This window comes from Prevotella sp. 20925_1_30, from assembly GCF_041433025.1.
GTDB classification, from domain to species: domain Bacteria; phylum Bacteroidota; class Bacteroidia; order Bacteroidales; family Bacteroidaceae; genus Prevotella; species Prevotella vespertina.
The window spans coordinates 17,110-29,558 of record NZ_JAPWAR010000028.1; the positions used below are offsets into that span (position 1 = coordinate 17,110).

Annotated in this window: 12 protein-coding genes; 7 read left to right on the forward strand and 5 right to left on the reverse strand. The window is 40.6% G+C overall.

The window, feature by feature from the left end; genetic code table 11:
* Positions 1–115: 115 nt before the first annotated feature.
* A complete protein-coding gene (locus tag O3603_RS10280; RefSeq protein ID WP_155716096.1) occupies positions 116–1,051 on the reverse strand; it encodes a site-specific tyrosine recombinase in 936 nt (311 codons plus the stop codon).
* A gap of 77 nt (positions 1,052–1,128) precedes the next feature.
* On the opposite strand from O3603_RS10280, the gene aroQ reads away from it, so the two are divergent.
* The 6 genes from aroQ (at position 1,129) to O3603_RS10310 (ending at position 5,680) form a co-directional block, all read left to right on the forward strand.
* Entirely contained in the window at positions 1,129–1,545 is a 417-nt protein-coding gene (gene aroQ / locus O3603_RS10285) for a type II 3-dehydroquinate dehydratase (RefSeq protein WP_371522661.1), read from the forward strand.
* Positions 1,546–1,579: 34 nt separating this feature from the next.
* A complete protein-coding gene (locus O3603_RS10290; RefSeq protein ID WP_009433890.1) occupies positions 1,580–2,251 on the forward strand; it encodes an O-methyltransferase in 672 nt (223 codons plus the stop codon).
* A 63-nt stretch (positions 2,252–2,314) separates the two neighbouring features.
* Positions 2,315–2,650, forward strand: a complete 336-nt coding sequence (gene rbfA / locus O3603_RS10295) for a 30S ribosome-binding factor RbfA (RefSeq protein ID WP_009433970.1) — start codon at positions 2,315–2,317, stop codon at positions 2,648–2,650.
* Between the two features lie 49 nt (positions 2,651–2,699).
* Positions 2,700–3,932, forward strand: a complete 1,233-nt coding sequence (locus O3603_RS10300; protein WP_371522664.1) for an FtsX-like permease family protein — start codon at positions 2,700–2,702, stop codon at positions 3,930–3,932.
* 43 nt (positions 3,933–3,975) lie between these two features.
* On the forward strand, positions 3,976–4,971 hold the full coding sequence (gene rhuM / locus O3603_RS10305; RefSeq protein WP_371522665.1) for a RhuM family protein: 996 nt from the start codon (positions 3,976–3,978) through the stop codon (positions 4,969–4,971).
* 163 nt (positions 4,972–5,134) lie between these two features.
* Entirely contained in the window at positions 5,135–5,680 is a 546-nt protein-coding gene (locus tag O3603_RS10310) for a hypothetical protein (RefSeq protein ID WP_371522667.1), read from the forward strand.
* Positions 5,681–5,918: 238 nt separating this feature from the next.
* On the opposite strand, the gene glgP is transcribed toward O3603_RS10310, so the two are convergent.
* Positions 5,919–8,474 (reverse strand): alpha-glucan family phosphorylase, encoded by a 2,556-nt coding sequence (glgP, locus tag O3603_RS10315; RefSeq protein WP_371522669.1) that lies wholly within the window; start codon positions 8,472–8,474, stop codon positions 5,919–5,921.
* Between the two features lie 51 nt (positions 8,475–8,525).
* Positions 8,526–10,172, reverse strand: coding sequence for a glycogen/starch synthase (locus O3603_RS10320; protein WP_371522671.1), 1,647 nt, complete (start codon positions 10,170–10,172; stop codon positions 8,526–8,528).
* Between the two features lie 148 nt (positions 10,173–10,320).
* Between O3603_RS10320 and O3603_RS10325 the strand changes: the two genes are divergently transcribed.
* Positions 10,321–10,815, forward strand: a complete 495-nt coding sequence (locus O3603_RS10325) for a hypothetical protein (protein ID WP_371522673.1) — start codon at positions 10,321–10,323, stop codon at positions 10,813–10,815.
* 4 nt (positions 10,816–10,819) lie between these two features.
* Here the strand turns inward: O3603_RS10325 and O3603_RS10330 are convergent, their stop codons facing one another.
* Entirely contained in the window at positions 10,820–11,017 is a 198-nt protein-coding gene (locus O3603_RS10330; RefSeq protein WP_036894419.1) for a hypothetical protein, read from the reverse strand.
* A 22-nt stretch (positions 11,018–11,039) separates the two neighbouring features.
* A complete protein-coding gene (locus tag O3603_RS10335; protein WP_371522675.1) occupies positions 11,040–12,032 on the reverse strand; it encodes a hypothetical protein in 993 nt (330 codons plus the stop codon).
* Between the last annotated feature and the right edge of the window lie 417 nt (positions 12,033–12,449).

Genomic DNA, 12,449 nt, shown 5'->3' on the forward strand with positions numbered 1-12,449 from the left:
TTGTTTAATTATTTAATATCAGATATTACCTCGCAAAGGTACATAAAATATTGTATCTCTATTGCCTTTTATCGTTTTTTATAGTTAACGTAAGTAACAAGAGAAGGCGATTCTATCAGATTGCTTGTTGGGACTCTTCGTTATATTTGATATTACGGGGGTGGTGCTCGAGAATCTCCTGACGTAAGGTGGTGGTGTCAATGTGCGTGTATATCTCCGTCGTACCGATGCTCTCATGTCCTAACATGGCTTGAATAGCACGCAAATCAGCTCCACCTTCAAGCAAAGAGGTGGCGAAGGAGTGACGAAGCGTGTGCGGAGAGATAGTCTTCTTTATGCCCGCTTCTACCGCATAACGCTTTATCATGATAAGAATCATGGTACGGGTGAGGTGATGTCCACGCCTATTGAGAAAAACATAATCCTCTTCACCGGGCTTTATATCCATCTTGTTACGGTCATCAAACCAATAACTTAATTCCTCTAAGGCTCTAGGAGAGATGGGGACAAGGCGTTCCTTAGAGCCTTTGCCCAATACTCTGACATATTGCTCTTCGATGTATAGATTAGACAAAGTAAGGTGGGTAAGCTCGGAAACACGTAAGCCACAAGAGAATAGTACCTCTATAATAGCACGATTACGATGCCCTTCCCACTTAGAAAGGTCTATAGCTTGTTCGAGGAGATCGACTTCTGCAGTGGAGAGGACTTCGGGTAAGTGGTTAGGTTGTTTCGGAGATTCTAATAGCTCGGTAGGGTCTACCTCCAAGTAACCATCCAATACAAGGAAACGATAGAACTGGCGCACACCACTAAGGATACGCGCTAAAGAACGAGGTCCGATACCGAGGTCGGATATTGAGGCTGCGAAGAACTCTAAGTCTTCCAGTTTTACCTTCAACACATCTATCTTCTCTGCCGCAAGATAACGTAAGAGTTTATCCAAATCACGCATATAAGCATCCAAAGTATTGGCAGAATGCCCCTTTTCTAACTTCAGATAACGACGATAACGACTGACAATATCATTTGAAAGCTTGTCTGTTTCCATTTAATTTCTTATTTTTGCATACAGCTTGTCTTATGCAAAGATAATGTAGAAAAACGATATTTAAGCAGGAAAGAGAGATGAAAGTAATCATTATCAATGGGCCGAATCTAAACTTACTCGGCATTCGTGAACCTGGAATCTATGGCAAAGTGTCCATGGAGACGTATCTCCAACAGCTCCGTAAGGATTATCCGAACGTCGAAATTGAGTATTATCAAAGCAATATAGAAGGCGAACTAATCAATAAGTTACAGGAAGTAGGGTTCTCTTATGATGGTATTATCCTCAATGCTGGAGCTTATACACACACAAGCATAGCCTTATTGGATTGTATTCGCTCAATACAAACTCCCGTCATCGAAGTGCATATCAGCAACGTCAATGACCGTGAGGAGTTCCGTCGCCATTCAATGATAGCCCCTGCTTGTAAAGGTACTATTCAAGGGTTCGGCATGAATAGCTATCGCCTGGCAATAGAAGCATTCCTCCTTTAAGTATCGTGATACAGACTTTGAACATTTGAACTTCATGATAACAAGTAACACTTCTCTCCATTTGGATGAAGAACGAGAGAAAGCATACGACAATTATCTCTCAGCGCATATTGACCCCGAGGGAGATTATCTCTATCGGCTTTATCGTGCGACAAACATCCACACTATTCATGGTCGAATGGCTAGTGGACACCTGCAAGGACGCTTATTAAAGATGCTTGTACAAATGATTCGCCCTAAAAACATCCTTGAGGTGGGAACATTCAGTGGCTACTCTGCTATCTGTATGGCAGAAGGATTGGAGGAAGGTGGCAAAGTATATACGTTCGAGATAAACGATGAGATGGAGGACTTCACACGCCCATGGATAGAACAATCACCCGTTGCTAACAAGATTGACTTTCGTATCGGAGATGCTGCAAAAGAAGCTCCTAAACTCGGAATAACGTTTGACATGGCATTTGTGGATGGTGACAAGCGTACATACGCAGAGGTGTATGAGAAACTACTACCTATCATCCGCCCTGGTGGATACATCCTTGCCGATAACACGCTATGGGACTGGCACGTCATTGATCCAGCTTATGACCACGACCACCAAACCATTGGTATTCGACAATTCAATGATCTTATCGCCAAAGATGAGCGTGTAGAGAAGGTTATTCTGCCCTTACGAGACGGACTAACACTGATTAGGAAGAAATAAGTTTGTTGATTCTTCAAACTTTCAGTATCTTTGCATGACGTAGAAATCATTATAAACAAGAATATGCAGGAAACAAGACAAAACCGTATATCACGCCTCCTTCAGAAGGAATTGGCAAGTATATTCCAGACACAGACACGCATGATGCATGGCGTATTGGTGAGTGTTACACGTGTGAAAGTAAGTCCAGACCTCAGTATCTGTACTGCTTACCTCAGTATCTTCCCATCAGAAAAGGGAGACGAACTACTAAAGAACATCAATGCTAATGAGAAGACAATCCGTTACGAATTAGGTCAGCGCGTACATAATCAGCTACGCATTATACCAGAGTTACGCTTCTTCATCGATGACTCACTCGACTATCTAGAGCGCATTGACGAATTACTTAAGAAGTAAGCCCTCTCAATTACTAGCATATAACATTCTGTACACAACATTCGAAGACATGAATTTTCCCTTTTACATAGCCCGTCGTTACCTCTTTTCAAAGAAGAGTACACATGCAATAAACGTCATCAGTCTTATCTCCGTACTCGGTGTGGCTGTGGCAACAATGGCTTTGGTGGTTGTGTTAAGTGGGTTCAATGGATTCTCCGACTTGGTAGCTTCGTTCTTTACTAACTTTGATCCGCAACTGAAGATAGAAGCAACGAAAGGGAAAGCAATGCCTGCCGATGATCCATTACTTGTAAGGGTTAAACACCTCCCTGGCGTTGAGGTTGCTACCGAATGTGTACAGGATCAAGCACTGGCTGTCTATCACGACAAACAGGCTATGGTAACAGTGAAAGGTGTGGAAGACAATTTTGATTCGCTCACACACATAAGCAATATCCTCTATGGTGACGGCGATTTCACACTGCATGTAGCCAATCTACAATATGGCGTAATTGGTATAAGACTGGCACAAGACCTTGGTACAGGGGTGACATGGCAGGATTATTTGCAGATATATGCACCTCAAAGGGAGGGACAATATGATGCTTCTAACCCTACAAATGCCTTTGTGAAGGACTCATTAGTATCTCCTGGAGCATTATTCCAAGTAAAGCAAAGCAAGTATGATCAAGGTTATGTCATTACATCAATAGACTTTGCTCGCCGCATATTTAACCGCCAAGGAGAGATTACATCACTAGAGTTACGCATGAAACTGGGTGTGGATATTGACAATGCGAAGGAAGAGATACAAGCAATGTTAGGCGATAAATATAAGGTACTCGACCGCTATGAGCAACAAGCTGACACGTTTAATATCATGCGTATAGAGAAGCTCTTTGCCTATATCTTCCTCACGTTTATCCTTATGGTGGCATGCTTTAACATCATTGGTTCGCTCTCTATGCTCATCATCGACAAGAAGAATGACGTTATCACCCTGCGCAACCTCGGTGCAACAGATAGTCAGATACGTCGTATCTTCCTCTTTGAAGGTAGAATGATTTCCGCTGCTGGTGCTGTTATCGGTATTGCACTTGGCTTATTACTTTGCTGGCTACAGCAGACATACGGTCTTGTACAGCTCGGTGATCAGGCTGGAAACTTCGTCGTTAACGCCTATCCTATCAGCGTTCATCCAGAAGATATCATCACAATCTTCCTCACAGTTATCCTTGTTGGATGGCTTTCTGTGTGGTATCCCGTACGTTATATGAGTCGTAAACTGACGAGGGATTAAGCTATCCCTCGCCTATCGACTAACAACTATAAACCTAAACAATATGACTGAAAACCTAAACGACAAAATTATCATCTATCAAAGTGAAGATGGTAAGACCCAACTTGATGTGAAGTTGGAAGGAGAAACGGTATGGCTTACGCAGGCTCAGATGGTAGAACTATTTCAATCCAGCAAAGCTACAATAAGCGAACATATTAAGCACATCATTGAAGATAATGAACTCGATGCGAACTCAACTGTTCGGAAATTCCGAACAGTTCAACAAGAAGGCAAACGACAAGTTTCTCGTATAGTCGCTTATTACAATCTTGATATGATAATATCCGTGGGATATCGTGTAAATACAAAACGTGGTATCCGTTTCCGCCAATGGGCAAACTCTGTTCTTAAGCAATATCTTGTCAAAGGCTATGCTATCAACGAGAACATTCGCAAACATCAGATAGCAGAACTGCGCCAACTCATACAAGTATTAGGCAGAGCTATCCAGCAACAACCTGCAAAGACAACGGACGAAAGCAATGCACTCTTTGATGTTGTAGTAGACTATACCTACGCACTCGACACACTTGATAACTATGATTACCAGCGATTACATATCGCCAAGACAACAAAAGAAGAACCTTTCCATGCCACATACGAGAATGCTATGCACGAGATAGATATGCTTCGACAGAAGTTTGGCGGCTCTGTACTCTTTGGTAATGAAAAGGATGAGTCCTTCAAAAGTTCTATCGGACAAATCTATCAAACCTTTGATGGCACAGAACTTTATCCGAGTGTGGAGGAGAAAGCAGCTATGCTTCTCTATCTTGTCACTAAGAATCACTCGTTCAGCGATGGTAACAAGCGCATTGCAGCCACCCTCTTCCTATGGTTTATGAACAACAATGCCATCCTCTATCGCCCCGATGGCACCAAAAGAATTGCTGACAACACCCTCGTTGCCCTCACCCTAATGATTGCCGAGAGTAAAACAGAGGAAAAGGATATAATGGTAAAGGTAGTGGTGAATCTTATCAACCAAGCCAATTAACCCACTTTCCAATAACAACTTATGAAACTTTTAGCAAAAAAATAGGAGTATATCAAAAAATAATTCTTAACTTTGTCGTAAACATAAAGAACAAAGATAACAGTAAAAAGTATATCTATTTACCACCCCAAAAGTATAATTACAAACCAAAACATAATAACGTATGAAAAAGATTTTATCAGTACTAATGTTACTCTTGTTGTCTATATCAATATATGCACAACAAAATGTTACTAAGTTCTTAGGCATTCCTGTTGATGGATCCAAAGCTGCCATGATTCAAAAACTCAAAGCAAAGGGATTCACATACGATGCTATTAGTGGAAACCTTGAAGGAATATTTAATGGAGAAAAAGTGCATATTTCTATACTAACAAACAAAAATAAAGTATGGAGAATTGCTGTAATAGATCAAATAACTCGTGATGAAGGTCAAATAAAAATAAGATATAATCTTCTATGTCAGCAATTTGAAGATAATCCAAAGTACTTTCCGTTAGAAAAAATACAGAAGCTATCTGATAACGAAGATATCTCATACGAAATAAGTACACATCAAAAACAATATCAAGCAGTTTACTTACAATTACCACGTGAGGGAGCACAGAATCGAATAGTTTGGTTTACTATTGTAGAACGATATGGTAATTATCAAATTGTCATATATTATGATAATGAAAAAAATGATTCCCATGGAGAGGACTTATAACTATCATAGAACAGCATCTAATATAAGCAAATAAGCTACAGCTCTCACACCACATCGGTTTGAGAGCCATTCTTTTACCCTTTTACATACAAAATCTCAAATCTACCTGGCACATTACCATTGTAAATTATATTAAGCCCAGTGATAATTCCATGACATAGAACCACAAAAAAGCCATTCCCAACCCTTTTCAGAGCATAGGAATGGCTTTTAATTATTAATTAGTCCTCAGACTATTTTATCCAATCCACTTCACATAAGCGAAGTCCTGACGGTGTGGCAGGAGATCGTTCTTAGGATACATACGGACAGCGCACTTATAAGCACCTGCTTCTGTTGCATCGAAAGTAGCCTCGAAAGTATAGTGATTACCCTCAGTCTTCACCATCTTGAATGGGATTACCTTGTGGATGTTAACGTCATCAACTGGTGCATTCTTCAAGAATACAAGCTCAAGACCTACAGCATTGTTCAAGCCCTGCTCGTCGATAACGTAAGTAACCTTAATCTTATGACCTGTAGAAATATCCTGCAGTGCATCCTCGTCCTTAGAAACAACATAGATGCTGTCCCAACGCTCTGCTACAGACTCCTTCCAAAGAGCAATCTCTTTAGCAAGTTTATTGTCATTAGCTTCGAGCTTATGAGAACGCTTAGCCTGACTCTCATAGAACTTGTCATAGTAGTCATCAAGCTGACGCTTCATTGTATAGTGAGGAGCGATAGTTGCAATAGAGTTCTTTACAACCTTAACCCAATCCTCTGAGTAGCCATCTTGATTCTTATTGAAGTAGAGAGGAGCAATCTCATTCTCGAGAAGACCATAGATAGTAGCTGCATCAAGTTGGTCCTGATAGCCCTGATTCTGATAGGTACGCTTCTCTGGCAATGCCCAGCCAGCTCCCTCGCGGTAGCCTTCAACCCACCAGCCATCAAGTACTGAGAGGTTAACAACACCGTTCATTTCTGCTTTCTCACCAGATGTACCACTTGCCTCGAGTGGACGAGTTGGTGTGTTCATCCAGATATCAACACCAGAAACGAGACGACGAGCCAACTGCATATCGTAATCCTCAAGGAAGATAATCTTACCGAGGAACTGTGGCATACGTGAAATCTCAAAGATACGCTTGATAAGTCCCTGACCAGCGCCATCAGCAGGGTGTGCCTTACCTGAGAAGAAGAACAGAACTGGACGCTCTGGGTTGTTTACAATCTTCTCCAAACGCTCAAGGTCAGTGAAAAGCAAGTGTGCACGCTTATAAGTTGCAAAGCGACGACAGAAACCAATCATCAATGCGTTAGGATTAATACGCTCAAGGATAGAAACGACCTTAGCTGGGTCACCCTGGTTGCGGAGCCACTGCTTGGTGAACTTATCACGGATATACTTGATAAGTTTCTGCTTCAATGCCATACGTGTCTCCCAGATTTCTGAATCAGGAACATTATAGATTGCGTGCCAGATAGACTCATTACTCTGGTCGCTCATGAAGCTTTCATCGAAGTATTTATCGTAAACTTTGCGCCACTCTGTTGCTGTCCATGTTGGGAGGTGTACACCATTAGTAACATAACCTACAGCATTCTCTTCAGGGAAGTATCCCTTCCACAATGGAGCAAACATTTTCTGGCTTACCCAACCGTGAAGTTTTGACACACCATTGATTTCCTGACAGGTGTTACAAGCGAAGGTACTCATACAGAAACGCTCGCTGTGATCATCAGGATTGGTACGACCCATACCGATGAACTCATCCCACGAGATACCAAGTTTAGTAGGATAATCACCCATATACTTGCCGAAGAGTTCCTCGTCGAAGTAGTCGTGACCTGCTGGTACAGGAGTATGAACGGTATAAAGTGATGAGGCACGTACAAGCTCCATAGCTTGATTAAATGTCAAGCCACTCTCAATGTAGTCGCAAAGACGCTGAAGATTGCAAAGTGCCGCATGACCTTCATTGCAGTGATAGATATCCTTCTTGATACCCAATTTCTTCAAAGTAAGAATACCACCGATACCGAGCAGAATCTCTTGCTTCAAACGATTCTCCCAGTCACCACCATAGAGAGAGTGAGTGATAGGGCGGTCGAACTCTGAGTTCATATCGTTGTCTGTATCGAGCAAGTAAAGCTTAATACGACCAACGTTCACGCGCCAAACAAGTGCATGTACCTGATAGTTACGATAAGGTACATCAACAACAACCTGGTTACCGTTCTCATCGAGCTCACGCTCAATAGGAAGAGAGTTGAAGTTCTGTGCATCGTACTTAGCAATCTGCTGTCCATCCATAGAGAGGCTCTGTGTGAAGTAACCGAAACGATAGAGGAAACCCACAGCACAGAAGTCTACATTAGAGTCAGACGCCTCCTTAATGTAGTCACCTGCCAAGATACCAAGACCACCAGAATAGATCTTTAAGGCTTGGTTCAGACCAAATTCCATACAGAAGTAAGCAACTGACGCACGCTTATTATTAGGCTTTACATCCATGTAAGCACGGAACTTCTTGTAAACGTCACCCACTTGTTTCATGAGTTTCTTATCCTTTACAATCGCTTCCTTACGGTCATAACTAAGACGCTCTAGAAGTAGAACTGGGTTATGACCCACTTCCTCATAAAGAGTTTCGTCAAGTGCCTTAAACATGTTACGTGCTTCGTAATTCCACGCCCACCACATATTGTGAGCAATCTCATCAAGACATGCCAATTCTTTTGGCAAGGTTGACTTCACTGTAACCTCTTTCCACTGAGGTTCATTGGAATAATCTGACTTAATTTTCATAAATTCTCTTAGTTTTTGACTATTTATCGTTTATCGTTATTAAAGCAAGTATCAGTCATTACGTACTGCTGCTTTACGTAGAGCTATGTCGTATGCCTGCTCATAATAGCGAATGAACTCACTCCATAAGGCTTTATGTGAGAGCTTTTCCGCATTACGGCGACATTTATTTACGATTGAATTATTAAAGTTCGAGTAACGAACAACTGTATCCTTAATACCATCGGCCACTTCCGAATAATTGTAATCGGTGCGATGCAACACTTTCACTCCATCTTCTATTTCGCTATATGCGCCCTTCTCTGTATTTGCCCACAAGCCAAAGCCTGCAAGGTCAGTTGTAATACAAGGCACCTTAAACGCAACTGCTTCCAATGGAGTATAGCCCCAAGGCTCATAATAAGAAGGATAAACACAGAGATCATTCCCTAATACAAGATCGTAATAACTCATATTAAGAACACCATCATCGCCTGTAAGATAACAAGGCACAAAGATAAGTTTCACCTTGTCACCCTTTGCATTGCGAATACCAAGCGACTGTGCCATATTCATCACATTATCATGCTCCTGTTCGTTGAGCCAGTGCGTCAAGAGTGGCATATCAAGAGGAGTATCAAAGCTCTCTCCACTATTCAGACGTTCAATAAGGTCTTGTCGTGGACTATTTACCCATCCTGGCACTTCTATAAAGGCTACGACCTCTTTCTTTAGATTCTCATCAAAGCGCAATCTATTCATCGCTTCAATGAATACATCAATTCCTTTATTACGGAATTCATAACGCCCACTGGTTGAAACAATCAATGTATCATCGTTAAAATCAGAACCAGTAAGAGCATTTGCTACATCTAATAGACGCTTACGTGCTGCCTTACGCTTCTTTGTGAAGGTCGCACTCTTAGGAACAAAGTCATTCTCAAAGCCATTCGGAAGAACTATGTCTACAGGCTTCTCAAGCAATTCCTTACATTCCGTAGCTGTTATATCGCTCACCGTGGTAAAGCAATCAACATAATGGGCAGTCTGCTTTTCAATAGAATGCTTACTTTCCACATTCAGCTCCGAAGCCATCTGATCGCCATTATAAGCCCACAAATATTCGTATAATGGCTTATTATTACCAGCTATACTACGACCAATACAAGTGGCATGGGTTGTAAAGATGGATGCTATCTGGGGCATACGATGTTGAAGAACAAGCGCAGCAAAACCTGTTTGCCACTCGTTAGCATGGAAGATCACCTTATCTTTCTCACTAAGATAGAACTTATAGAAACTCTCTACAACAAGAGCCGTAGCGTAAGCAAACATTGCAGATTCGTCATAATCTCCATAGGCATGAAGACTATCAACATGATAATATTCCCATAGTTTACCATACAATTCATCTTTGTGAGCATAAGCCTCTCTAAAGTCAACAAGCATGGCGATGGGCTCACCAGGAATATCCCAACGACCAACCTTAACCTTTAGACCATCAGCCAATGCCTTTTGTTGCCAATCAGCAAAAAGATTATCATCTTGCTTGAAATAAGGAGATTGAGATTCATACCAACAATCTGGACCAAGGAATATCACATGATCCTTCATCCTGTCCTGTAATGTCTTTGCGCGAGTGGAAAGTACGGTATAGATACCTCCGACCTTATTACATACCTCCCAACTAGTTTCGAAAATATAATCCGGAAACAACATCTTTCCTCTTAAAAAATTTGATATATATCGCATACAAAGGTAATACAAAAAACATAGAAAACACAACTTTACCACTTACATTTTTAAACGCTACGAGTAAAATAACCACTAAATTGATTAACTTTGCATATATCAAACAATTAGAATTATGAAACATAGAATAGTTATTGTCGTATTAGTTCTGTTATCTATGGGACTCAACATGAATGCTCAAAACGTAACAGGAGAGGCAAAGAAGAGTGAAAGTCTAAAGAAAGAGGGACAAGATAGTATCTTCAAAGCTCATTTAGTGAATAATGAATATCAGGTTTGGTTAGATATCAACTTCTACGATAACAACATTATTGTACCACGCCAGGAGATATTCGGCAAAGTTCCCGGTTACTTCGGTGCAAAGCGTGATACCCGTAAATGGATTATCTCTGATGCAACCATTAAAGGCAAGAAAGCGATACTTACCATCATCAACGATTACGGAAGTGAAGACTTAAAAGCTGAATTGAAACGTAATACAGACGGAACTTACACGCTTACACGCTTAGAAGGAAGCATGATGAAGATTGTTGTTGACAATAAATGGGTAAAGATTCCAAAGGAACTCACCTTCAATTTCGTATATAAGACATCAAAGGGAACTTATTAGAGGCTTAATCACTCCAAAGGTTTTTACCATCTTCTTCCTCATCACAAAACTCGTCAAAGGGTAATTCCTTTGCAAGTTGATGTCCAGAGCCTCCATGATTATGACGTTGTGCTTCAGATGGCGAGCCCGAAAGAAGATAAAACTTATCAAAGTCGTGAAAGCATTTGATAGCTGGTCGGATATAGTTTTTCACTTTATTCATGTTATCAGAGTATATTAGTGATTTATTTCCTTAAATATTTCTTGCCATTGATGATAACGATTCCCTTATAATCTTTATCAACTCGCTGCCCTGATAGATTATAGATTGGACTTTCATCTATCGTCGTATCGAAATGCGGCTCATCATTTATACTTGTCGTCGTATCAAAACCAACAAAGCCTTTAACGCCTGCTGCGTTTTTATAAGGAAGGTATGCTTTGTGTGCCCCATTCTTAAAAGCCGCCCCAGTAGGATTCATCCAATAAAACCCATAACCTTGGTCACCATCCGTAAAAGCATAGTAAATGTCTCCGCTAGTTGTTTTAACTGGATGATCTGTTCCTCTCAACACATTGTCTTCGTCTTTTACTCCATCTTCATTTGTGACGACAAAGTTATAAGTATTAGGGGCTGCATTCAGTATCACAGCCGTTCCCCGAGGAAGAACCATACCTGCCACATATTCCTTACTTCTTTGTAACTTATCACCCACAAGCTTATAAGTTCTAGCAACAACACCATTGGGAATTATAAAAGCTCTGTCACCATAATACAAACTACAATAACGTGCATCCGAGACTTTCACGCTCACAGAAGAAGGCTTGTAAGTGACCTTTATCTTAACGATCTTGAACAGAGAACTACTCTTTGACACAAGAGTAATCTTTTGGCTCTCCCCTCTCCATATTCTGTATTTATCCAACTTTTCTGTAAAAAGATTACCACTTGTGTTATCAAGGTAATCAAATTCTATTTTCGTAATCGTCGCATCAACACAACTAAAAGTCAACGAGTTTCCATCATAGACCTTCAAGTAAGAGCGTTTGCTACTTTCCCGATAGAAAGTAGGGGCACTCTTGCCACTAACATCACCACGTTCAAAACGAAGAAAAATATCTTTATAACGAAGATTAGGAACTTCTTTATTATGCTCAAGAAACTTTATCTGTCCAAACACAAACTCAAGACTCTCCTCACGCACTTGTGCAGAACACGCAAGAGTAAAGAATAACATTAAAATAAGCGTATTGACACCCTTAGACATATTAGAAATAAGTTTAATTATACTTTAGGTACTCTGCCCCCCTTTACTATTAAGTTCAGGAGAAAAGCGGTGTAAAGGTAGCACTTTAAGAAGAAATATAAGAATAAAGTAAATTATTATTTACAAACAAAAGACAAACAGAGGAATACACTCTATAGCTTCAAAGATTTTACATACTAATTAATTTGCTCATAACACACCTGCATTCCCTTTCTTGACGAAACTCTCTATAACAAGTAGCACTATTAGATTATTAAAATCACTTCTACAAAACGAGTTATATCATGAGGGTACCTCCCCAATCTCTTCCATCACTCCACAAGACACTTAAAAAATTGTTCGCGAACTCTTCCCAAATTGTTCGCGAACAATTTTGATTTTGTTCGC

Excerpts from the sequence above, each read along its gene's own strand:
- O3603_RS10280 (WP_155716096.1), bottom strand. The coding sequence starts at position 1,051 with ATGGAAACAGACAAGCTTTCAAATGATATTGTCAGTCGTTATCGTCGT.
- aroQ (WP_371522661.1), top strand. The coding sequence starts at position 1,129 with ATGAAAGTAATCATTATCAATGGGCCGAATCTAAACTTACTCGGCATT.
- O3603_RS10290 (WP_009433890.1), top strand. The coding sequence starts at position 1,580 with ATGATAACAAGTAACACTTCTCTCCATTTGGATGAAGAACGAGAGAAA.
- rbfA (WP_009433970.1), top strand. The coding sequence starts at position 2,315 with ATGCAGGAAACAAGACAAAACCGTATATCACGCCTCCTTCAGAAGGAA.
- O3603_RS10300 (WP_371522664.1), top strand. The coding sequence starts at position 2,700 with ATGAATTTTCCCTTTTACATAGCCCGTCGTTACCTCTTTTCAAAGAAG.
- rhuM (WP_371522665.1), top strand. The coding sequence starts at position 3,976 with ATGACTGAAAACCTAAACGACAAAATTATCATCTATCAAAGTGAAGAT.
- O3603_RS10310 (WP_371522667.1), top strand. The coding sequence starts at position 5,135 with ATGAAAAAGATTTTATCAGTACTAATGTTACTCTTGTTGTCTATATCA.
- glgP (WP_371522669.1), bottom strand. The coding sequence starts at position 8,474 with ATGAAAATTAAGTCAGATTATTCCAATGAACCTCAGTGGAAAGAGGTT.
- O3603_RS10320 (WP_371522671.1), bottom strand. The coding sequence starts at position 10,172 with ATGTTGTTTCCGGATTATATTTTCGAAACTAGTTGGGAGGTATGTAAT.
- O3603_RS10325 (WP_371522673.1), top strand. The coding sequence starts at position 10,321 with ATGAAACATAGAATAGTTATTGTCGTATTAGTTCTGTTATCTATGGGA.
- O3603_RS10330 (WP_036894419.1), bottom strand. The coding sequence starts at position 11,017 with ATGAATAAAGTGAAAAACTATATCCGACCAGCTATCAAATGCTTTCAC.
- O3603_RS10335 (WP_371522675.1), bottom strand. The coding sequence starts at position 12,032 with ATGTTATTCTTTACTCTTGCGTGTTCTGCACAAGTGCGTGAGGAGAGT.